Raw genomic sequence first — 21991 nt, forward strand, 5'->3', positions numbered from 1 at the left:
GATTGCGGTATTCGATTAGACGCCACATCCCCACGCCACTAGACTTGTGACAAAATAAACCCAAACAGTTAATGACTTTGTTACCTGCTTGAAACAAAAAAGACACCTGCGGCGTATCATTATGAAATTTAAATCAGCAATAAAACCCTATACCGGCGCGGCTGGTGGCTGGGGCTCCCTCGAAGCTACTACGCGCTTTGTCCTGGACAGCAAACAAGCGTTGAAAAATATTCGCAATTTGCTACGGGTCAATCAGGTAAAAGGTTTTGACTGCCCCGGTTGTGCCTGGGGTGACGATAACCACAGCACCTTCAGTTTTTGCGAAAATGGCGCCAAAGCGGTCAGTTGGGAAGCAACCCGCAAAGCAGTGGAACCCCAATTCTTCGCCGAGCACAGTCTGACCACATTGCGCCAGCAGAGTGACTACTTCCTTGAGTACCAGGGGCGGCTCACCCATCCGATGCGTTATAACCCACAAACTGACCGTTACCAACCCATCAGTTGGGAAGAGGCGTTGGCGTTGATCGCTCAGCATATTAATGGATTGGATAGCCCTGATCAGTTGGAGCTGTATACCTCCGGGCGCGCCAGTAATGAAGCCTCTTACCTATATCAGTTATTTGGCCGCATGTTGGGGACCAATAACTTCCCGGACTGCTCAAACATGTGCCATGAAGCCAGTGGTACCGGATTAAAGCAAAGCATTGGCGTCGGTAAAGGTACCATTCAGATGCATGACTTCGAACTGGCCGATGCTATTTTTGTCTTCGGACAAAATCCGGGGACTAACCACCCCCGCATGTTACACAGCCTCCGTCATGCCAAAGATCGCGGTGCTCGCATTGTTAGTTTCAATACCTTGCGTGAACGCGGTTTGGAGCGGTTTGCCGATCCGCAAAATCCCCTTGAGATGCTGACACCAAAATCCTCCCCTATTAGTTCTGCTTATTTTCAACCTAATTTAGGCGGTGATATGGCGGCGGTGCGCGGCATGGTGAAAGCCTTGTTGGAAACCCATCGCCATCAACTGGCACACGGGGAGCCAGGTTTGTTTGATCACGCCTTTATTGCGGTACATACACAAGGTATAGAGGCGTATCTGGCGGCCGTAGATAACACGCCCTGGGCGCAGATCACCCAACAGTCGGGCCTAAGTGAAGAGCAAATTCGCCATGCCGCTGATATTTATCAACATGCCGAACGCGTTATCATCACCTGGGCGATGGGGATCACTCAGCATAAACATTCAGTGATAACGGTACGTGAATTGGCTAATCTTCAACTGTTGTTTGGTCAGTTAGGCAAGCCCGGCGCGGGGTTATGTCCGGTACGCGGCCACAGTAACGTGCAAGGCAATCGCACGATGGGCATTGATGAAAAACCCACAAAAGCCATGCTGGATCGTTTGGCCGACCATTTTGGTTTCACCCCACCACAAGGTGCAGGTCATAACACCGTGGAAGCCCTTGAGGCAATGTTGCGCGGCGAAGTAAAAGTGCTGATTGCCCTTGGGGGGAACCTGGCGGCGGCGGCACCGGATACTGAGCGTACTGCGCAAGCGTTACGCCGTTGCGATCTGACCGTTCATATCAGTACTAAGCTAAATCGCAGCCACCTGATAACCGGCACTGATGCCTTGATTTTACCCACTCTGGGCCGCACCGAGCGCGATATACAAGCCAGCGGTTCACAATTCATTACGGTAGAAGATTCTTTCAGTATGGTGCACGCCTCTGAAGGTGTTGGGAAGCCATTGGCGCAAACCCAGCACGCTGAAACCGCCATTGTTTGTGGCATTGCCAATGCGGTTTTCGCTAACAAAAAGGTTAAGGGTGCAACGCTGGACTGGCTGGCATTAGCCGCTGACTACAACCTGATCCGTGACCATATTGCCGCCACCGTACCGGGCTTTGATAATTTCAATACGCGCTGTGATCAACCCGGTGGTTTCTATCTGGGCAGCGCCGCTGCTGAAATGCGTTTTGCTACCCCAAGTGGTAAAGCTGAATTTTGCGCAGCTCCCCTGCCAGAGAGTCTATTCCCGCAGATTGCCGGGGTTGAAGCGCCGTTTGTGTTACAAACATTACGCTCTCATGATCAATATAACACCACCATTTATGGTCTCGACGATCGCTACCGGGGTGTCTATGGTCAGCGAGAAGTTCTGTTCATTAACCCGCAAGATTTGGCAGCATTGGCATTAGAAGATGGCGAGTTGGTGGAAATAGAAACCCTATGGAATGATGGAATTAGCCGTAAAGTCAGTGGATTCAAGTTGGTAAGTTATGATATCCCGCGCGGTAATCTCGCCGCATACTATCCTGAAACTAACCCACTGGTGCCCTTATCCAGTTTTGGTGATCAAACCCACACCCCAACATCAAAATCAGTGCCCGTGACCATTCGACGCTGGCAACCACCGCTGTCACAGCGGATTGCCTGAGTTTGTTATATGAAATCGGCCCTATTGAGGTGACAGGGGCCGATAATCATGGGCAACGGATATGCCCACATCTTTAACAAGGAATTCCCCTCCAACGTGATATGCCGCTTGCCCGATGGGGCTGATTCGCGTAAAACTGTCAGCCGGATTAAACCCACTCACTACACCATTCACTGGACGATATGTTTCAAGATAACCCGCTGCTGGCGCAGCTAAAACAGCAACTTCACACTCAGACCCCGCGCGTTGAAGGCGTGGTTAAAGGTACTGAGAAAGGCTTTGGCTTTCTTGAGGTAGATGGGCAGAAAAGTTATTTTATTCCGCCGCCGCAGATGAAGAAAGTCATGCACGGCGATCGGATTATTGCCACCTTGCACACGGATAAAGATCGTGAAATTGCTGAGCCAGAAACATTGGTCGAGCCATTTTTATCCCGCTTTGTCGGTCGCGTACAACGAAAAGATGATCGTCTGTCTATTGTGCCGGACCACCCATTGCTGCGTGATGCCATCCAATGTCGTCCAGACCGTGAGTTAACCCACGATTTCCAAAACGGTGATTGGGCCGTGGCTGAAATGCGCCGCCACCCATTAAAAGGCGATCGCGCTTTTAATGCTGATCTGACGGCATTTATTACCAATGGTGAAGATCATTTCGTGCCTTGGTGGGTGACATTAGCTCGCCATAATCTGGAGCGTGAAGCCCCGGTTATGGTCGAATCCGCCTTGCCAGACTGCGACTTAGCACGCGAAGATCTGACCGCTCTACACTTTGTCACTATCGACAGCAACAGCACCGAAGATATGGATGATGCGTTGTATGTAGAAGACAACGGTGACGGTTCCCTGCTGTTGACCATTGCCATTGCGGACCCAACGGCCTATGTCGATGAAAACAGTGAGTTAGATTTAATCGCCCGTAAACGTGCATTTACTAACTATCTGCCTGGCTTCAACATCCCGATGCTGCCACGCCACTTGTCTGACAACCTCTGCTCATTGCGGCCAAATGAGCGCCGCCCGGTATTGGTATGCCGTGTGACTATCGCCGCTGATGGGGCGTTAGGTGATGATATTCGCTTCTCCTCCGCTTGGGTCGAGTCTAAGGCCAAACTGGTTTATGACGAGGTTTCTGACTGGTTGGACGGCAACATGGGTTGGCAGCCACCTGATGCGGATATTGCCGAGCAAATTCTATTACTGAAACGGGTTTGCGAAGCGCGTAGCAACTGGCGTCAAGAGCATGCGCTGGTGTTTAAAGACCGCCCAGATTACCGCTTCCTATTGGGTGAGAAAGGCGAAGTGCTGGATATCATCGTTGAGCACCGCCGTATTGCTAACCGTATTGTTGAAGAGTGCATGATTGCCGCCAACGTCTGTGCTGCTATTGAGTTACGCGATAATTTGGGCTTTGGCATTTATAACGTGCATACCGGTTTTGATCCGGCCTTGGTTGAACAGGCAGCGACCGTGTTGCAAGCCAATGGTGTCGAGGCTGACCCGCAGGCTCTGCTGACTCTGCCAGGCTTCTGTGAGTTGCGCCGCCATCTCGATGCGTTGCCAACCCAGTTCCTCGACAGCCGTATCCGCCGCTTCCAAACCTTTGCCGAAATCAGCACCGTTCCCGGCCCACACTTTGGTTTAGGGCTAGAGGCCTATGCCACTTGGACTTCACCTATTCGTAAATACGGTGATATGGTCAATCATCGCCTGCTCAAAGCTATTATTACCGGCCAGCAAGCAGAGAAACCACAAGATGAGATAACCGTGCAGTTGGCTGAGCGCCGCCGCCTGAACCGCATGGCTGAACGCGATGTCGGTGACTGGCTGTATGCCCGTTATCTACAGCCTCAAGCCGGTACTGATACCCGCTTCCCGGCGGAAATCATTGATGTCACCCGTGGTGGCCTGCGTGTTCGTTTGCTGGATAATGGCGCTGTGGCCTTTATCCCTGCACCGTTTATTCATGCAGTACGTGATGAAATGGTCTGCAGTCAGGAAACAGGTACCGTGCAAATTAAAGGTGAAACGGTTTATAGCCAAAGCGATAAAATCGAAGTGCGTATTGCCGAAGTTCGCATGGAAACTCGCAATGTGGTGGCCCGCCCGGTGGTTTGATAAGTTGACACCAGTCAATGATTCCGGTGACAAATCTGCCAGGAGCAGATTTGAACGCTGCTTGCAAAGGCGTGGCCCAAGGATGGGCCGAGTAACAAAAGTAGCTAACGCACATGCAGCTTGAAGTATGACAAGTATAAGCCGTGGTGATACACAACATCCCACGGCCTTTTCAATTGCCCCCTTCAATCCCACTTGATGTTCCCTCCACTTAGCGCTGTCAGCGTCACAAAATGTAAGCAAATGCTACTTTACATTACGTTAAAATAATTTACCGATCACATTTTTCACTTTCGCATCTTTTCTTTCACATTAAAGCTCTTATGTTAACTAGCGGTTTGCATCTTTTTTCCAAAACGGGTGCTGATAACTGTTAAATTTTCCTCATAACAAGGAGTCGTTACCCATGAAGAACGTCAAGACTGTCGTCATATGGCTGACCGTGGCGTTAATTGGTGCATTTGCCTTTGCCATGCTGGCAATCAGCCGCGGTGAGCATGTCAATGCCATCTGGTTGGTGATCGCCTCAGTGGCGTGTTACAGCATCGCTTACCGCTTTTACAGCCTGTTTATTGCCAAGAATGTGTTTGAGTTGGATGACCGCCGTCTAACACCTGCTGAGCGGCGCAATGATGGCCTGGATTATGTCCCGACCAATAAATGGGTGCTATTCGGTCACCACTTTGCGGCGATTGCCGGTGCCGGGCCGTTAGTCGGGCCAATACTGGCCGCACAGATGGGCTTCTTACCGGGGACTATTTGGATTTTGGTCGGGGTGATGATGGCTGGTGCGGTACAGGATTTCTTGATCCTGTTTATCTCTACCCGCCGTGATGGCCGTTCTCTGGGGGAGATGGCAAAACAAGAGTTGGGCGCTTTTGCCGGGGTTATTACCATGCTGGGTGCGCTAGGGGTGATGATTATCATCTTGTCCGCGCTAGCATTAGTGGTGGTTAAAGCCTTAGCTGACAGCCCATGGGGCTTGTTCACCATTGCCGCGACTATCCCGATCGCACTGTTTATGGGCGTTTATATGCGCTTTATCCGCCCAGGTAAAATCGCGGAAGTATCCTTAATTGGTTTCGTACTGATGATGTCCGCAATTATTTACGGCGGCAATATCGCGGCTCACCCTTATTGGGGGCCATTCTTTACCTTACACGGCACCACCCTGACTTGGGTGCTGGTTATCTACGGTTTTATCGCCTCAGTGCTGCCAGTGTGGTTGTTGCTGGCACCACGGGACTATCTGTCGACCTTCCTGAAGATCGGCGTCATTATTGGTCTGGCCATCGGTATTGTCTTTGCCATGCCTGAAATGAAAATGCCTGCCGTCACACGTTTTATTGATGGCAGCGGCCCGGTATTCTCCGGTAGCCTGTTCCCGTTCCTGTTTATTACCATCGCTTGCGGGGCTATTTCGGGCTTCCACGCCTTGGTTGCCAGTGGCACCACACCAAAACTGATTGAGCGTGAAAGTCACACCCGCTTTATCGGCTATGGCGCGATGCTGATGGAGTCCTTTGTCGCCATCATGGCGCTAATTTGTGCCTCGGTTATCGATCCCGGTGTCTATTTTGCCATGAACTCTCCGGCGGCGTTGATTGGCACCACAGTAGAAAGCGCCTCTCTGGCCATTAGCAGTTGGGGGTTTGTAGTTACACCTGAAACCCTGGCCATGATTGCCAAAGATGTTGGCGAAAACTCCATTTTATCCCGTGCAGGTGGTGCCCCCACTTTCGCCGTCGGGATGGCGCATATTATCAGTGAGATATTTAACAGCCGCAATATGATGGCCTTCTGGTATCACTTTGCCATTCTATTTGAAGCCATGTTTATTCTGACCGCCGTGGATGCCGGTACCCGCGCCTGCCGCTTTATGGTGCAGGATTTGGTGGGTGTGGTGGTGCCGAGTCTGGCAAATAACCGCTCATGGTTTGGTAACTTGTCCGGTACCACCGTGGCGGTCGCCTGCTGGGGCTTCTTTGTTTATCAAGGTGTAGTTGACCCACTAGGGGGGATCAATACCTTGTGGCCACTGTTCGGTATCGGTAACCAGATGCTGGCATCGATGGCGCTGATTTTAGGGACTGTCGTCCTGTTTAAAATGAAGAAGCAACGCTATGCTTGGGTAACCATCCTGCCAACGATTTGGCTGTTTATTACCTCAATGACTGCGGGCTGGCAGAAGATTTTCCATGAAAAACCGAGTATTGGCTTCCTGGCGCAAGCGAAGAAATTCTCAGCCGGGGTTGAACAAGGGGTTCTGATTGCCCCCGCCAAAAGCATTAAAGACATGGAAACTATTGTGTTCAACAACCAGATCAATGCCGCCTTATGTGCATTCTTTATGCTGGTGGCAGTGACCATGCTGATTTCATCTTTCTTTGTGGTCCGTCGTGCGCTGAAATCCAGCAAACCGACCACCCATGAGACTGAAATTGTCTTGCGTGAGGAGATTGCTCGTGGTTAATGCAGGCATACCGTTTCGCACCCGAACAGGTTTAGCAACCACGCCGCGCCTGATTACGCGTTGTATACCGCTGGTTCCTGTGGCTGTCCAGCCGACAGATCTGCGGGCTTGGTTGCGCCTTATCGCACACCGCGTGGCACAAAGCTTTCGCCTGATGGTGGGAGTACAGGATTACGGTAATTATGTTAATCATATGCGCCGGCATCACCCTGACACCGCACCGATGACCGAACGGGAATTCCACCGTTATTGTCTGGATGCCCGCTTCCCCAGCAAGGCGGGCAAACTGGGGAAATGCCCTTGCTAGGCGGCTAACAAGCCGAACCATAAAGTGACATTGTCACGCCCTGTGGATACTTCACAGGGCGTTTTTATTATCCGTTTGAACAGCAGGCACCACAACTAGCTCAAGATTGGCGAGCCAAATGCGCCCTGCCAATCTTGTTCAAATTGTTCTACTGCCGCTTTTACCGCAGGCGCGCTAATAAATTGTTCTGCCACATCCACCGGTATGGTGACCGACTGACAGCCCGCCAACAGGCAATCCAGAACCTGACGCGGCGTGCGGAAGCTGGCTGCCAGCACTTTAGCACCTGGAGCATGTAAGGTTAACAATTGCTGTAATTCACGGACCATCGCAATACCATCACCGCCTTGTGCATCCAGTCGGTTAACATAGGGTGCGACATATTCAGCCCCTGCCAATGCAGACAGCAGCCCTTGCCCGGCACCATATACGGCGGTACCTAATGTGGGAATCGACATCCCTTTCAATTGCTTAATAGCAGCCAATCCTTCAGCGGTGGCGGGAATTTTGATAACCAAACCAGGGATGCGCTTTGACAGCATAATTGCCTCGGACACCATCAGTTCGCTGTCATTGGCCAGCACTTGTGCGAAAAGTTTACCGGTACCGCCCAGAGCATCACGCAACGCAGGTAACACCTCCCAGATAGGTTTGCCCGCCTTTGCCAGAATAGTCGGGTTGGTAGTGACCCCCTGTAATGGCAATACACGCGCCAGGCGTTTTACTGCGGCGACATCTGCGGTATCAAGATAAAGCTCCATAAGAACCTCCGGTTTGGATTATGTAAGCAGCCAGACTGGTTACCCAGCTAAGCAAATGGATTTACCAACAATCATTAGCCGCAATCATAGACCAATAATGAATCTATAACGTGATCTCCATCAAAATACTTTCATTCGAAAGTTATATTGACTTCAATCGAAAGTAATATGTTTTTGCATAATGCAAAAAGTGCGATGATAGGGTTGTAGGACAGAGTTGTGGGGTGCCTCACTTTTCCCTCAGTCCACCGAGTGTTATCCGCGCTATTTAGGGTATTATTTACTATTAAGATGCTGTGACCGGCGAGCGTTGACCTGCGTTGGCAGGTGCACCTCCCATCACATCCTTTGATCTGGAATGCCATGAACCCAAGACAACAAATAATTTTACAGTTGGTAAACGACCGACAACGTGTCAGCGTCAGTGAATTGGCACAAGAAACACAGGTCTCTGAGGTGACAATCCGTCAGGATCTCAATCAGCTAGAATCACGAGGCTTGCTCAAGCGAGTGCATGGCTCAGCCGTCGCGCTTGAGAGTGACGATGTTGATGTTCGCATGATGACTCACTTCGCCATGAAGCAAAAACTGGCCAATCACGCTGCATCACTGGTCAATGAAGGTGAAACGGTATTTGTCGAAAGTGGCAGTAGTAACGCCCTGCTGGCGCATCATTTGGCACAACGCCCTGGCATTACCTTGGTGACGGTGAGTGGCTATATTGCCAGACAATTGAAAGAGTCTTCCTGTGAAGTCATTCTTCTGGGCGGAATTTATCAGAAAAAAAGTGACAGTATGGTTGGCCCATTGACGCAACTTTGTTTGCGCCATGTGCATTTCAGTAAGGCGTTTATCGGCATCGATGGTTACCAAGTGGATACCGGTTTTACTGGGCGCGATATGTTACGGGCCGATGTGATCAATAGTGTGTTAGCCAAAGGCGCTGAAAATATTATTCTGGCCGATGCATCAAAATTTGGCCAAGTGCATCAGAATTCACTGATGCCATTATCGTCCATCAACCGGGTTATTACCGATAACCGCCTGCCCGCAGGTTATCAGCAGCAATTAATGGCACAAGGCATTCAAGTCGATATCCTCAGCGAATAAGAGGAACAACATTCATAACGGAGTAACAGCAATAATGGCGGACATTACCTTCACGCGTGAACAGACACAGCGGATGGCACGTAAAATTCAGGACTATCTGGAGCAGAACCTGAGTATTGAGCTGGAAGATTTTGATGCGGAATTTTTACTGGAATTCATCAGCCGTGAGCTGGGCGCACATTATTACAATCAAGGTATCAATGATGCCATTACACAGGTCGAAGCAAAAATGCTCGATATCACTGACTCCGTGCTATGGCTGGAGAAACCCGTGCAAGACTGAACACGGGTTATCTTGTTTGCTTCTCAACGAGAGGCCCAAACAGCGATTATTGCCCGTAATAGGCATTTTTACCGTGTTTGCGTAAATAGTGTTTATCCAGCAGTTGCGGTTGCATATTACCAAGTTGCGGGTTCAATTGGCGTGAGAAAATCCCCATATAAGCCAACTCTTCTAACACCACCGCGTTGTGCACTGCATTATCCGCGCTGGTCCCCCAGGCAAACGGCCCGTGTGAATTGACTAAAACGGCAGGCACATCTTCCGGCTTAATGCCCCGTTGATGGAATGTTTCAACAATGACATTACCGGTCTCCCATTCATAGCGGCCAGCAATCTCTTCCTGCGTCATCAGCCGAGTGCAAGGAATAGCGCCATAGAAGTAATCTGCATGCGTGGTGCCCCATGCTGGCAAATCTAGCCCCGCCTGCGCCCAAATGGTTGCATGGCGTGAATGGGTATGAACGATGCCACCAATCTGCGGGAAATTAAGATAAAGCACTCGGTGAGTATCGGTATCCGATGAAGGCTTCTTACTGCCCTCCACCACTTTGCCAGTTTCCAGCTCGACGACCACCATATCGTCCAGTGTCATCACATCATATTCCACACCGGAAGGCTTAATAACCAGCAAACCACGTTGTCTATCGACAGCACTGACATTACCCCAAGTGAATGTGACCAGATTATGGCGAGGTAAAGCCAGATTGGCGGCCAGCACTTGCTGTTTCAGTTCGTTAAGCATCGTCGTATCCTGAATGTCTGAATTTCTCTCATTTTCAGCGTCACAGGTCAGAACAGGTATGGGATAAATGGCTATAAACTGCGTGCAGATCGGCTGGAAAGTACAGTCTGAGAGATGTACCTACCAGAACGTCATATTTTATTTAGCGCTGACAATGGCTTAATTGCGCCTTTGGCCTCAGATAAACCCTAATTATCCTCATCATCAGATCAAATTAGGACTATTTACCTATTAAATGATTTGCGGATATTTATACTAATTTCTATCGGTGACAAAACGAATTTTTAGCATTAATTGCGAATTTAAATCCAAACGGCGATTTTTATTCTAAACACTAACAAAATGAGACTTCGGCTAAAATTGATACAGTGCCTATACTTAATTAGGTAAGTTACATTTTGCATGGATATATCAGGATAGATAGATTGAATGCTACATGACCTGATCTGTCCGTGCTCAGCCAACGTCAGGAGAATTATTATGATGATAATCAATAAACGATTTGCCACTGCCGCCTTGGCGCTAACGCTGGCCTTGTCCCTGTCCGCATGTTCTAACATGTCCAAACGTGACCGGAATACCGCAATAGGTGCCGGTGCCGGTGCCGTAGGCGGTGCGGTGTTGACCGGCAGCACGCTGGGGACATTAGGCGGCGCGGCTATTGGTGGGGTTATCGGGCACCAAGTCAGCAAATAACCTAGCCTATTTTACTTGACGTTGCAGGGGGTGTTAGCTTGCTTGCTACCTGCAACCTCAATTTTTCTCAGTCACTCCCGTGTCATCAAACCCGTAATGATTATCAACCACCGGCTAACTTAACTTTCATTCCTTTGGCTTCTAAAAGCTGCTTCAACAGTTCCCGCTTATCACCCTGAATCTCGATCACGCCCTCTTTGACTGATCCACCGCAACCGCACTTCTTCTTCAATTCTGCTGCCACTTTCTCTAGCATTTCATCACTGCCATCGATACCGGTAATCAGACACACGCCCTTTCCTTTGCGACCACTGGTTTGACGCTGGATGCGAACAATGCCATCGCCTTTTGGCCGCGCGGGTTTTAGCTCAGGTTCACTGATACGCCCAGTGTCAGTTGAATACACCAGTCGACTATTATCATTCGTCATTATGCCACCTTACTCAATGATGCCAGAATTTCACTCAGTGTCTTTGCCGGATCAGGAGATTGGGTGATCGGACGCCCGATAACCATATAATCTACCCCAGCAGTGACTGCTTGCTCAGGTGTCATGATACGGCGCTGATCACCTGCCTCACTACCCTGCGGGCGAATACCTGGGGTAACCAGTTTAAAGTCAGCGCCACAAACCTGCTTGAGGCGTACAGCTTCATGGGCGGAGCACACCACGCCATCTAAACCGCAATCCCAGGTCAGTTTCGCTAACCGCTCGGCATGCTCTGCCGGGCTAATGTTAATACCGATATCACGTAAATCTTCGCCATCCATGCTGGTAAGTACCGTAACCGCTATCAATAGGGGGGCCTGATGCCCATAGGGTACTAAGGCCTCTTTAGCTGCGGTCATCATGCGCGCGCCACCACTGGCATGGACATTGACCATCCACACCCCAAGTTCTGCTGCCGCGATCACCGCCTTCGCGGTGGTATTGGGAATATCGTGAAATTTCAGATCAAGGAAAACCTCAAAACCACGCTGATGCAGATCACGGACCAACTGAGGGCCATATAAGGTGAACATCTCCTTGCCCACTTTTAACCGGCAATCTTGCGGATTAACACGATCAGCAAAGGCTAACGCAGCGTCTTTATCGGCATAATCCAGCGCGACTATGATCGGAGAAGATATCGGGCCACTGTTATTCGTTTTAGTTGCAGACGTCATTTTTAAGCCCTTTTCAGTCAATAAGTAATGATAACGCCCATATTCTACAGGGTGCTCTACTGAAATTACAGCTATCGGGCGACACCAATGTTTGCTGTTGATGAGACATGATTGCCGAATAGGGTCAATTTACGTCAAGCAGTGGGATTGTTCATACCTACCATTAAGTAAATCAGCTTCAAGAAATGTAAATTATCAATCAAATATTTTGATTTAGATCCTCAGTTGTTTGTGATTATCATTCAATATTAATGCTGTATCATTCACTCCATCGCCAGACAGTCACTGTCTACTGAACAAGTAAAAAATAGTAAACATTCAAATAATAAACTAGAAACTGGAGTTTCACATGAAAAGCATTAAATTCATCGCCCCGGCATTAATTCTGTCTCTCGCTTCATTTGCCAGTGTTGCTGCCACCCAAGTCCAAAGTAATCAATCAACAGGATTGAATGAGATTGGCGTAATTTCTGCCAGCAATGCTGGCACGCTGACTGAGCTAGAAAATGCATTGGCGCAGCAAGCTAAGGCTGCCGGTGCAAAGTCTTTCCTAATCACTTCAGCGACCGGCAATAACAAAATGCACGGTACTGCAATTATCTATCGTTAATGCCCGTCCCTCTGGTTAACGCTTTATCTCACTCTAAGAGCGCATTTGCGCTCTTTTTGCCGTGCCCAATGTGAATTTTTTGTGACAGTTGTGTTATCCCCTAGACAGTTTCGCTTCCCTCGCTTAGCTTGGTATTTTCCCCTAAGTTGAAGGTTATATGATGAGTGAAATATCTACCTTAACCATTAAGATCCCTCTGGAATTAAAAGAGAAAATCAAAGCTGCCGCCTTAGAAAAACAGTTCTCCTTGAGTACTGAAGTCTGCGAAAGATTAGAAAAGAGCTTTGAGATTGATGTTAAAAGCAGCAAAACTAGCCGCAAAGATGCCAAGTTGCATCACGGTGAGATTGATAATCAAGGTGTAGAAGAGATCTCAGAACAGCCGTTAAGCCAAAAAGAGTTGAAGAAACTGCGCCAATTATTGAAAGACGGGGTGAAAACGCCCCAGAAGAAAAAATAAAGCCTAACAATACTGCATCACAAAACACGTTCTGCCAATCGGGTGACTCAACTCACCCGATTACTTTCCATCTGCCCCAGACAATAGAGACATTTTACTGCCCATCCAACCCCCGGATCGGCTTAACCGAAGCCCAGGCTCGACATGACGGGCAATGCCAATACAAAGAGTGAGCGGTAAAACCACATTTATGACAGCGATAACGGGGTTTGGTCCGAATTTGTTCTCCTACCATGTCCCGCAGCAACAGCAAGCTCTCTTTCGCTCGCCCTTCTTCTGCATCAGCCAGGTGATAATCCATTAACCGATAGAAAACACGCATAGTAGGATGGCGTTGTAGCTGGCGGTTGATATAGGTTTGTGCCACATCACGGCCTTCATGCTGTTCCAGAATTTCTGCCAGCATTAACTCAGCCGTAGCACCCGTATTATCTTCAACGCAGCGTTTGAGGAAATTTGCCCACGCCTCAGGCTGTTGTAGATGTTGGTAGCAATCGCTCAGCATAGGTAATGCCTCGCTGACCACTTCCTTATCCTGCTCCAGCACACGCTCCAGTGCCTCTACGCCCTTGGCATATTCACCCTTGGCAATATGCACCCGACCTCGCATGATGGATACACGGGCGCACTGCTTGTCCGCTGCCGCCGCTTTCTTCAGCAACCCCATTGCTTTCTCTAAATCATCACTCCCCATTGCTTGCAGTGCCAGTTCGCAATAGAAATGCGCTATCTCCAGCCGCTGGTTATCTTTACCCATTTTGACCAGTTTTTCCGCAACTTCAATCGCGTTGTTCCAATCACTGGTAGCCTGATGAATAACTAATAATTGCTGCAATGCCCCGAGCCGGAAATCCTGTTCCTCAACCAATTGATTGAACATATCCTCTGCCCGATCATATAAACCCGCCGCCATATAATCACGGCCAAGTTGCTGAATTGCCAGCAGCCGTTGTTCGAAAGTCAGGGAAGCACTTTCCATCAAGGCCTGATGAATGCGGATAGCGCGGTCAACTTCACCACGAGAACGGAACAAATTCCCTAACGTCAGATGCGCTTCAACCGTCGAACTGTCTTCTTTCAACATCTCAAGAAACAGATCGACCGCTTTGTCCTGCTGATTAGAGAGAAGGAAGTTAACCCCTGCCACATATTCACGAGACAGACGGTTAGCATCCTGTTGCTTATCCTGCTGAGCGCTTCTACGCCCCATATACCAGCCATAGGCGGCAGCGACGGGCAACAGCAGAAACAGCATTTCTAACATAGAAAATTATTCCTTGCTGACAGCAGGTGTGGAAACAGCCGCACTGGATTCAATAGGCTGCTCTTGCTGTGACTCAAGACGTTTAATTTTCCGCTCTGCGCGCCCCAGTAAAATCCGAACCCGCAGATAAAAAAGCCCACAAATAACCCACCCAAGAACCAAACCAGCCGCAAAAAGCGTTGCCAATAACGTAGATACCCGATATTCGCCCTGAGCCAATAAATAGTTAAAGGTAACGACTTGATCGTTATTTGCCCCTAACGTGACTGAAATCACGAAAATCACTAGCACTAACAAAAAAATCAGCAAATATTTCACGTTTTTTCCTAAAGGCCGAATCAACCTGATGAATTATGCCAAAAATGTGGCGCCCTTACTTGATAAATTAGCACTTCCTTGCCCAGCAAAGAAACCCTGCACCAATATAAAGCGCCAATTGAGTACCTAATCGATATTATTTTAAGCGACTGGGCTGAGAATAATAACTAATCACTTATTTTTCCTCATGCTCACGTTGCTCAATCTCGCGCTGTTCCTGCGGCAAAATCGCTAATGAACCGAACCAACGTTGCACTAAGCTACACACAATGGCGACCAATAACCCGCTGATAAGTGTTGCAGCGATCAGATCCCGTGGCCAGTGCATACCGAGTACCAACCGGCTCATCATGACACCTTGCGCCCATATCATCAGTAAAAACACCGTCTTATAATGCCGCCGTGGCCACAATATGCCCACCGCCAACAATGCCCAACTGGCAGCAAAAACCGTGTGGCCAGAGGGAAAAGCAAAACCAGTTTCAAACTGCCAATGGCGGCTCAACCACACGGGGATAATAGTTTGGTTCTGGAGTTGCTGTTTGACCAACTCACTGCGTTCAGCCCGGGGAAGTGAATAGAAAAAGCGATTATCAATATGATGCTCTGCTTCCAGCCATACCACAAACGGGCGTGGCTCTTGTACCTGCTCTTTAATCAGCGATTTTACACCCTGGCCGACAATAATGACGCCCCCCATCAGGAGCAGCAAGCCAATCGCAGGTTTAATCCGAAACCGTAAGCACCATAAAAACCAGCAACTGAGCAGCGCACTGGTCAATATTCCCCACGGTGCAGTGACTGTTTCTGTCACCCAGAACACGCTTTTCAACCACACATTATTGCTGCCAGGTTGCCACTGCCAACCGGAGAGCCAGATAACAAGGGTGGGTAAGAGTAAGATTAGTGTTCCGGCAGTGATTCGTTTCGCTATATTCCACATCTGGGAGCCCTTGGTTGCACATAATGTCTATATCGTCTTTTCCATGGTGATAGCACGAATTGTACAACAGCTATAACCACACAGTATAAGTCCCATTAATCATTGATAACATAAACAAAATTTTGTCATTACCCAAATATGTTCTCGTCAGACATTTTCTCTTTGCTTATCGCTGCATTGTTGAACAGCAGTGAGTCAAAAGTTATGGCAATATAGCTAATAATGATCGCAGAGAAACTTTTTATTTAACCTAATCCCTAAGATGAAGGGATATAACGGGTTAAAGCGGGTATCCACATCAGGATGCGCGATAACATCCTTAAGGTCTGAAGTTATAATATGAACAGTAAGATGCAGCTTAAACGTGTAGCAGAAGCCAAGTTACCGACGCCTTGGGGTGATTTTTTGATGGTCGGTTTCGAAGAATTAGCCTCTGGCCATGACCATCTGGCCTTAATATTTGGTGATATCAGTGGTGATAAACCGGTGCTATCCCGTGTTCATTCTGAGTGCCTAACGGGCGATGCTTTGTTTAGCTTGCGTTGTGACTGTGGTTTTCAGTTAGAAGCCGCTTTGGCACACATTGCCGAAGAGGGGCGCGGTGTGCTGATTTATCATCGTCAGGAAGGCCGTAATATTGGCCTATTGAATAAGATTCGCGCTTACGCTTTGCAGGATCTGGGCGCGGATACAGTTGAAGCTAATCATCAACTCGGATTTGCCGCCGATGAACGTGACTTCACCTTATGTTCTGATATATATAAATTACTGGGTGTCAAAGCCGTACGTTTGCTGACCAATAACCCGAAGAAGGTTGAGATTCTCTCCGAAGCGGGGATCAATATTGTTGAACGGGTGCCATTGATTGTCGGGCAGAACCCCAAGAACGAACAATACATGGCGACCAAAGCAGCCAAAATGGGCCATCTGTTAACCAAATAACTGGCCGCGTTCAAAGACAAATAAAGGGTGGTTTCTCAGCCACCCTTTTTATTGAACAAACACCGCAGTGACAGTGTCACGAATAACTGCCGTATTTTACTGCCTACAGCATTTTGCGGATCACATAATGCAAAATGCCGCCATTTTCAAAATAAACCAATTCATTACCTGTATCTATACGACAGTGGGTATCTACCGTTTGTTGCCGCCCGTCAGCGTAGGTTATCGTCACTGCGACCTTTTGCCCCGGAGACAGCGTTTGTAACCCACTCACGCTAATGGACTCGTCACCCGTCAGCCCCAAGGTTTTGCGATTAACCCCTGCGGGGAATTCAAGCGGCAAAATACCCATGCCAATCAGATTGGAGCGGTGAATACGCTCAAATGACTCAGCAATCACTACCCGCACACCCAATAATCTCGGCCCTTTAGCTGCCCAGTCACGGCTAGAGCCTGAACCATATTCCTTACCGGCAATCACCGCCAATGGCACATTTTCCTGCTGGTAGCGCATAGCGGCATCATAGATAGCCATCTCATTTTGTGACGGAATATGACGAGTGACGCCCCCCTCAACCCCCGGTACCATTTCATTACGGATACGAATATTGGCAAAAGTCCCACGCATCATCACTTCATGGTTACCGCGGCGGGAACCGTAGGAGTTAAATTCTTTAATTTCGACCCCACGATCACGCAGATAACGGCCCGCTGGGCTATCGAGCTTGATATTACCGGCGGGAGAAATATGGTCTGTGGTGACGGAATCGGCCAAGATAGCCAAAATACGTGCATTGTGGATATCCTCAACCGGATCAGGCAACGCTTTCATATCACTAAAGAAAGGGGGCAACCGGATGTAAGTAGAATCACTCTGCCAATCATAAGTCGGCGTGCTATCGACCTGAATTGACTGCCACTCCTCATCACCATCAAATACAGCAGCATATTCCTTACGGAACATCTCCGTTTTAACCTCTTCCACCGCTTTGGCTATTTCAAACCCGCTAGGCCAAATATCCTTCAAATAAACCGGCTTGCCTTCTGGGTCGTTACCAAGCGCCTCTTGGGCCAAATTGATGTTCAAATTACCGGCCAGGGCATAAGCCACTACCAGCGGCGGCGAAGCCAGCCAGTTGGTTTTGACTAAAGGATGAATGCGCCCTTCGAAGTTTCGGTTACCGGACAGCACCGCACCGACGGTTAAATCCCCACTTTTGATGGCTTTTTCTATTGGCTCTGGCAATGGGCCAGAGTTACCAATACAGGTAGTACAACCATAGCCCACCAGATTAAAACCCAAATTATCCAGATAAGGGGTTAATCCGGCGGCGTTGAGATATTCAGTCACCACTTTAGAGCCTGGTGCTAGTGAGGTTTTCACCCATGGTTTGGTTTTTAGCCCCTTCTCTGCCGCTTTTTTAGCTAACAGACCGGCTGCCATCAGTACGCTGGGATTCGAAGTATTAGTGCATGAGGTGATCGCGGCAATCACCACCGCACCAGATACCAACTCGTGCGTTGTCCCTTCCAGTGTGAAGCTAACATGGTCAACTTTATCTTTTTTGCTATTGATTTCCAGTTCTTCAAACGCTTTAAAGGCTAAGGGCACTTTGGGTAAAGCGACCCGGTCTTGTGGCCGCTTCGGCCCAGCCATACTCGCTTCTACTGTGCTTAAATCCAATGCGAGCTGGCTGGTGAATATTGGCTCGTCACCAGGATGACGCCACAACCCCTGTGCTTTACTGTAGCCCTCAACCAAGGCTATCTGTTCATCACTGCGGCCACTTAAGCGCATATACCCCAGCGTCACGTCATCCACCGGGAAGAAACCACAGGTAGCACCAAACTCAGGCGACATATTGGCTATAGTCGCGCGATCTGCCAGTGGCAAATCAGCCAGACCATCACCATAAAACTCAACGAATTTGCCGACTACCCCGTGTTTTCGCAGCATTTGCGTTACGGTAAGCACCAAGTCCGTGGCAGTGATCCCTTCACGCATCTTACCGGTCATTTTGAAGCCGACCACATCGGGAATCAGCATTGACACAGGTTGGCCCAGCATTGCGGCTTCCGCTTCAATCCCACCGACGCCCCAACCGAGTATCCCCAAGCCATTGATCATGGTGGTGTGGGAATCGGTACCCACTAACGTATCGGGGTAAGCAACCGCCCGCCCATCCTGCTGTTCATGCCAAACCGTCTGCCCCAAATACTCAAGGTTAACCTGATGGCAGATCCCGGTACCCGGCGGTACCACACGGAAACGGCTAAAGGCTTTCTGCCCCCAACGCAGGAAGATATAGCGCTCGTGGTTACGTTCCATTTCGAGCCGGACGTTCTCGCCAAAAGCGGCTTTATCACCAAACTCGTCAACAGTGACGGAATGGTCAATAACCAAATCTACCGGTGACAATGGGTTAACCTGCGCCACATTGCCCCCCAGCCGTTTGACTGCTTCACGCATCGCAGCCAAATCGACTACCGCCGGTACGCCGGTGAAATCCTGCATTAATACCCGCGCGGGCCGGTAAGCAATTTCCCGGCTGGCATGCCCGGTTAGCTGCCAATCAATAATGGCTTTTAAATCATCCTCTTGAACCTGTTCGCCATCCAGATGACGCAGTAGATTCTCCAGTAACACTTTCAGTGATTTCGGCAGTCGGTCAATATCCCCCAGCACTGCCGCCAATTGCGGCAGGCTGTAGTAGTGATATTCGTGATTAAGAGCGACCAACTTGGCCATACTCGTTTTTCGCAGATCCAACGACATAGCGCCTCCATTGTTTCTTATAAGTGCTCTAAAACAGCATTCATCCCAACAAGGCTATTCCCTTGTAATTATGAGGTCTGAATTAAATATAACACAAAGAAACATTAACATTTTGGCAACAATGGCGATTACTGGCAGCGATAGGTGTAAACGATGGTGATGGCCAATTTGTGTCAATTACTCAGATTTACATTATCTATCAAATAGCATCGTCCCATTCAAAATCATCTTTTGAGCGATGCTCAAATCCATCATTTCTCTCTTCTATCTCTTCTATCTTTTCAGGATCTTGAGTGGGTTTAACTGAATCACTTTCTAGTTGTTTAAGAGCTTTCTCATCATTCTCTATCTCATTTTTAAGATCATCAGAAAATTTTATTATCATTTGTTCAATTTTATTATCACTATACTCATCTAATTCATTGTTTATATAATGAGTTATTTCATCAAACCCATGAGAAATTTTTTCAAAAAATTCATGGTGATCATTTTCATACTTTCCATTCGTTCTACTTTCTATTACGGAATCAGCACTATTATCCTGATTGATATTTCCTTTAGAAAAATTCACCTCAATATTATTTTCCATATCGGCAACAGATTGAGCACATTCAAACGCAGTACCATTCAAATGAAATAAATTCATTAACCAATCTAAAAATACCTTTATTACAGTTCTGGAGTCCAGCGCATCTTCTAACGCCTTAGGGCATTGAGGGAAACATTCGGTAGAAATGAAAATTTTTTCATGACTTAATTTACAATCTTTATCAAACAGAAAATCACCCGTCAATTTAAATAGATCACAGTCACCGTCACTGTGGACCACCCCATAATGCATCTTCACACCAGATTGGCCATTATCCTCAAAGCAGAAAGTTGCGTTATAACCAGGCGGCAGACCACATTTCAGTGCGTTATCGAAACCTATCATCCTTTCTGCCAATGAGGTTTCAGCCAAAGAACTCAGTAAATTGTACAGGTTCGTGTCTTGATAATTTGCAGATGGATTAACCCACCCATGTTTACATAACTCATCTAATACTTTATTAATTCCATTCTTTTTTTCTAAAACAAACTGTTCTTCACCAATTTTCATATTAAAAATTTCATTTCCGGTATAGACATCATCATGGAATGAAAACATATTAGTTAATCTATTACTTAATAACGGACAAGATATTGAAGACATATATCCCCCTGAAAGCACCTATAAAAATAACACCATTATTTTCATAAACAAATTAACAGGAGAGGTGACTATTGGCTTTTGAATTTTTACTTATTAGTTCTGTTATGGAAAAGCCATCACTAAAAAGAGATGGCTTTTATTTCTTTATAAATCACTTAGTCGGCAATTTAATGTCTTTAAACATCGCCTCAATGTCATCATTAGAACGCAAAGCAACCGCTTTATCCACCACGTCACGGGTCAGATGTGGGGCGAAACGCAGAATAAAGTCATACATATAACTGCGCAGGAAAGTGCTGCGGCGGAAACCAATTTTCGTCGTGCTGTAGGTAAAGATATCACGGGCATCAACTATCACCAGATCAGGATCTTGGATCGGATCAACTGCCATACTGGCGATAACCCCAACACCCAACCCTAATCGTACATAGGTTTTAATCACATCAGCATCTGTCGCGGTAAAGACAATGCGCGGTGTCAGGCCAGCACGATTAAACGCAGTATCCAGTTCAGAACGGCCAGTAAAACCAAAGGTATAAGTCACAATCGGGTATGCTGCCAGCTCTTCAATGCTGACGTGGGTTTTACCTGCTAAAGGGTGATCTGGCTTCACTACCACAGCACGGTTCCAGTGATAGCACGGCAACATAATCAGGTCGTCATATAAATGCAGCGCCTCAGTGGCAATAGCAAAATCAGCGCTCCCTTTAGAAACCGCTTCGGCTATTTGGGTCGGCGAGCCTTGATGCATATGGAGCGACACCCGCGGGTAACGCTCAATAAAACCTTTAATCACATTCGGCAATGCATAACGCGCCTGAGTATGGGTGGTGGCAACATACAGCGAACCTTTATCAGGATAGGTATGTTCACCGGCAACGGCCTTAATCGCATCTACTTTGGACAAAACTTCACGGGCAATACGGATGATTTCCAGCCCTGCGGGGGTCACCTGCGTGAGATGTTTGCCACTGCGGGCAAAAATTTGGATACCCAGCTCATCTTCCAGCATGCGGACCTGCTTACTGATCCCCGGCTGCGAGGTATACAGCCCTTCTGCGGTGGATGATACGTTAAGGTTGTGATTAACCACCTCAACAATATAACGGAGCTGCTGCAATTTCATATCGATACCATCCTAGGTTGAACACTGTGGGAACGCCACAGTTTGGTATATCGGTATCACCCGGTATGCCGAGAAGTTATTAACTAAAACCCGTAAACTGCATGGTGCGAAGCTGGTCAGTATTGACCTTATAATAACATTAGGTGATAAGAAAATATTTTATATAACTACTATATCATTTCATTGCTAACTATATATACCCTTCTGACCTGGCATTACAGTACATCAGCCTAAAAATAATAGTATTTTTTGATAAATGCA

20 protein-coding genes are annotated in these 21991 nt (G+C 48.0%); 10 read left to right on the forward strand and 10 right to left on the reverse strand.

All coding sequences use genetic code 11. The features are described 5' to 3' along the window. The first annotated feature begins 121 nt into the window (after positions 1-121). The 4 genes from A6J67_RS14970 to A6J67_RS14990 all read left to right on the forward strand — a co-directional run bounded on the left by A6J67_RS14970 (position 122) and on the right by A6J67_RS14990 (position 7340). Entirely contained in the window at positions 122-2443 is a 2322-nt protein-coding gene (locus A6J67_RS14970; protein WP_042569741.1) for an FdhF/YdeP family oxidoreductase, read from the forward strand. A 182-nt stretch (positions 2444-2625) separates the two neighbouring features. After that, positions 2626-4560 carry an exoribonuclease II gene (locus A6J67_RS14975; RefSeq protein ID WP_080608245.1) on the forward strand — a complete coding sequence of 645 codons (1935 nt, stop codon included), beginning with the start codon at positions 2626-2628 and terminating at the stop codon, positions 4558-4560. 406 nt (positions 4561-4966) lie between these two features. Beyond that, the gene (locus tag A6J67_RS14985) at positions 4967-7033 is read left to right on the forward strand and encodes a carbon starvation CstA family protein (RefSeq protein WP_042569739.1); all 2067 of its coding nucleotides are present in this window, start codon (positions 4967-4969) and stop codon (positions 7031-7033) included. Further along, positions 7026-7340: a YbdD/YjiX family protein gene (locus A6J67_RS14990; protein WP_032907715.1), complete on the forward strand. Its 315-nt coding sequence runs from the start codon at positions 7026-7028 to the stop codon at positions 7338-7340. Before A6J67_RS14985 ends, A6J67_RS14990 begins: the two co-directional genes overlap by 8 nt. A gap of 95 nt (positions 7341-7435) precedes the next feature. Here A6J67_RS14990 and fsa read toward each other — a convergent pair whose 3' ends face one another. Further along, entirely contained in the window at positions 7436-8101 is a 666-nt protein-coding gene (gene fsa, locus A6J67_RS14995; protein WP_005191619.1) for a fructose-6-phosphate aldolase, read from the reverse strand. A 363-nt stretch (positions 8102-8464) separates the two neighbouring features. Between fsa and A6J67_RS15000 the strand changes: the two genes are divergently transcribed. After that, positions 8465-9211: a DNA-binding transcriptional regulator YciT gene (locus A6J67_RS15000; RefSeq protein WP_032907712.1), complete on the forward strand. Its 747-nt coding sequence runs from the start codon at positions 8465-8467 to the stop codon at positions 9209-9211. Between the two features lie 34 nt (positions 9212-9245). Next, positions 9246-9494, forward strand: coding sequence for a DUF2164 domain-containing protein (locus A6J67_RS15005; RefSeq protein ID WP_042569738.1), 249 nt, complete (start codon positions 9246-9248; stop codon positions 9492-9494). Positions 9495-9540: 46 nt separating this feature from the next. On the opposite strand, the gene araD is transcribed toward A6J67_RS15005, so the two are convergent. Beyond that, a complete protein-coding gene (araD, locus tag A6J67_RS15010; protein ID WP_005191608.1) occupies positions 9541-10236 on the reverse strand; it encodes an L-ribulose-5-phosphate 4-epimerase in 696 nt (231 codons plus the stop codon). A gap of 480 nt (positions 10237-10716) precedes the next feature. Between araD and osmB the strand changes: the two genes are divergently transcribed. Continuing rightward, positions 10717-10932: an osmotically-inducible lipoprotein OsmB gene (gene osmB / locus A6J67_RS15015; protein WP_005191606.1), complete on the forward strand. Its 216-nt coding sequence runs from the start codon at positions 10717-10719 to the stop codon at positions 10930-10932. Positions 10933-11035: 103 nt separating this feature from the next. On the opposite strand, the gene yciH is transcribed toward osmB, so the two are convergent. Continuing rightward, positions 11036-11362 (reverse strand): stress response translation initiation inhibitor YciH, encoded by a 327-nt coding sequence (gene yciH, locus A6J67_RS15020; RefSeq protein WP_032907709.1) that lies wholly within the window; start codon positions 11360-11362, stop codon positions 11036-11038. Further along, a complete protein-coding gene (pyrF, locus tag A6J67_RS15025) occupies positions 11362-12099 on the reverse strand; it encodes an orotidine-5'-phosphate decarboxylase (RefSeq protein ID WP_080608246.1) in 738 nt (245 codons plus the stop codon). Before pyrF ends, yciH begins: the two co-directional genes overlap by 1 nt. A gap of 349 nt (positions 12100-12448) precedes the next feature. Here pyrF and bhsA point away from each other — a divergent pair, with 349 nt between their 5' ends. Both bhsA and A6J67_RS15035 read left to right on the forward strand, forming a co-directional pair. Next, positions 12449-12709 carry a multiple stress resistance protein BhsA gene (bhsA, locus tag A6J67_RS15030; protein ID WP_042569736.1) on the forward strand — a complete coding sequence of 87 codons (261 nt, stop codon included), beginning with the start codon at positions 12449-12451 and terminating at the stop codon, positions 12707-12709. Between the two features lie 160 nt (positions 12710-12869). Continuing rightward, positions 12870-13169, forward strand: a complete 300-nt coding sequence (locus A6J67_RS15035) for a hypothetical protein (protein ID WP_032907707.1) — start codon at positions 12870-12872, stop codon at positions 13167-13169. Between the two features lie 94 nt (positions 13170-13263). On the opposite strand, the gene lapB is transcribed toward A6J67_RS15035, so the two are convergent. From lapB to pgpB, 3 genes are all read right to left on the reverse strand, one after another. Beyond that, the gene (lapB, locus tag A6J67_RS15040; RefSeq protein WP_005191597.1) at positions 13264-14433 is read right to left on the reverse strand and encodes a lipopolysaccharide assembly protein LapB; all 1170 of its coding nucleotides are present in this window, start codon (positions 14431-14433) and stop codon (positions 13264-13266) included. A 6-nt stretch (positions 14434-14439) separates the two neighbouring features. Then, entirely contained in the window at positions 14440-14751 is a 312-nt protein-coding gene (locus A6J67_RS15045) for a LapA family protein (RefSeq protein ID WP_005191595.1), read from the reverse strand. Positions 14752-14926: 175 nt separating this feature from the next. Further along, the gene (pgpB, locus tag A6J67_RS15050) at positions 14927-15694 is read right to left on the reverse strand and encodes a phosphatidylglycerophosphatase B (RefSeq protein ID WP_005191593.1); all 768 of its coding nucleotides are present in this window, start codon (positions 15692-15694) and stop codon (positions 14927-14929) included. 351 nt (positions 15695-16045) lie between these two features. Between pgpB and ribA the strand changes: the two genes are divergently transcribed. Next, positions 16046-16636 carry a GTP cyclohydrolase II gene (ribA, locus tag A6J67_RS15055; protein ID WP_005191591.1) on the forward strand — a complete coding sequence of 197 codons (591 nt, stop codon included), beginning with the start codon at positions 16046-16048 and terminating at the stop codon, positions 16634-16636. Positions 16637-16739: 103 nt separating this feature from the next. Here the strand turns inward: ribA and acnA are convergent, their stop codons facing one another. The 3 genes from acnA to cysB all read right to left on the reverse strand — a co-directional run bounded on the left by acnA (position 16740) and on the right by cysB (position 21730). Then, positions 16740-19412, reverse strand: coding sequence for an aconitate hydratase AcnA (gene acnA / locus A6J67_RS15060; RefSeq protein WP_032907703.1), 2673 nt, complete (start codon positions 19410-19412; stop codon positions 16740-16742). 199 nt (positions 19413-19611) lie between these two features. Next, positions 19612-20604 carry a hypothetical protein gene (locus A6J67_RS15065; RefSeq protein ID WP_125461924.1) on the reverse strand — a complete coding sequence of 331 codons (993 nt, stop codon included), beginning with the start codon at positions 20602-20604 and terminating at the stop codon, positions 19612-19614. A 151-nt stretch (positions 20605-20755) separates the two neighbouring features. Next, positions 20756-21730: an HTH-type transcriptional regulator CysB gene (cysB, locus tag A6J67_RS15070; protein WP_005191584.1), complete on the reverse strand. Its 975-nt coding sequence runs from the start codon at positions 21728-21730 to the stop codon at positions 20756-20758. Positions 21731-21991 lie beyond the last annotated feature (261 nt).

The organism is Yersinia sp. FDAARGOS_228 (assembly GCF_002073315.2).
In the GTDB taxonomy this organism is placed as follows: Bacteria; Pseudomonadota; Gammaproteobacteria; order Enterobacterales; family Enterobacteriaceae; genus Yersinia; species Yersinia intermedia.

Excerpts from the sequence above, each read along its gene's own strand:
- A6J67_RS14970 (WP_042569741.1), top strand. The coding sequence starts at position 122 with ATGAAATTTAAATCAGCAATAAAACCCTATACCGGCGCGGCTGGTGGC.
- A6J67_RS14975 (WP_080608245.1), top strand. The coding sequence starts at position 2,626 with ATGTTTCAAGATAACCCGCTGCTGGCGCAGCTAAAACAGCAACTTCAC.
- A6J67_RS14985 (WP_042569739.1), top strand. The coding sequence starts at position 4,967 with ATGAAGAACGTCAAGACTGTCGTCATATGGCTGACCGTGGCGTTAATT.
- fsa (WP_005191619.1), bottom strand. The coding sequence starts at position 8,101 with ATGGAGCTTTATCTTGATACCGCAGATGTCGCCGCAGTAAAACGCCTG.
- A6J67_RS15000 (WP_032907712.1), top strand. The coding sequence starts at position 8,465 with ATGAACCCAAGACAACAAATAATTTTACAGTTGGTAAACGACCGACAA.
- A6J67_RS15005 (WP_042569738.1), top strand. The coding sequence starts at position 9,246 with ATGGCGGACATTACCTTCACGCGTGAACAGACACAGCGGATGGCACGT.
- araD (WP_005191608.1), bottom strand. The coding sequence starts at position 10,236 with ATGCTTAACGAACTGAAACAGCAAGTGCTGGCCGCCAATCTGGCTTTA.
- osmB (WP_005191606.1), top strand. The coding sequence starts at position 10,717 with ATGATGATAATCAATAAACGATTTGCCACTGCCGCCTTGGCGCTAACG.
- yciH (WP_032907709.1), bottom strand. The coding sequence starts at position 11,362 with ATGACGAATGATAATAGTCGACTGGTGTATTCAACTGACACTGGGCGT.
- pyrF (WP_080608246.1), bottom strand. The coding sequence starts at position 12,099 with ATGACGTCTGCAACTAAAACGAATAACAGTGGCCCGATATCTTCTCCG.
- bhsA (WP_042569736.1), top strand. The coding sequence starts at position 12,449 with ATGAAAAGCATTAAATTCATCGCCCCGGCATTAATTCTGTCTCTCGCT.
- A6J67_RS15035 (WP_032907707.1), top strand. The coding sequence starts at position 12,870 with ATGAGTGAAATATCTACCTTAACCATTAAGATCCCTCTGGAATTAAAA.
- lapB (WP_005191597.1), bottom strand. The coding sequence starts at position 14,433 with ATGTTAGAAATGCTGTTTCTGCTGTTGCCCGTCGCTGCCGCCTATGGC.
- pgpB (WP_005191593.1), bottom strand. The coding sequence starts at position 15,694 with ATGTGGAATATAGCGAAACGAATCACTGCCGGAACACTAATCTTACTC.
- ribA (WP_005191591.1), top strand. The coding sequence starts at position 16,046 with ATGCAGCTTAAACGTGTAGCAGAAGCCAAGTTACCGACGCCTTGGGGT.
- acnA (WP_032907703.1), bottom strand. The coding sequence starts at position 19,412 with ATGTCGTTGGATCTGCGAAAAACGAGTATGGCCAAGTTGGTCGCTCTT.
- A6J67_RS15065 (WP_125461924.1), bottom strand. The coding sequence starts at position 20,604 with ATGTCTTCAATATCTTGTCCGTTATTAAGTAATAGATTAACTAATATG.
- cysB (WP_005191584.1), bottom strand. The coding sequence starts at position 21,730 with ATGAAATTGCAGCAGCTCCGTTATATTGTTGAGGTGGTTAATCACAAC.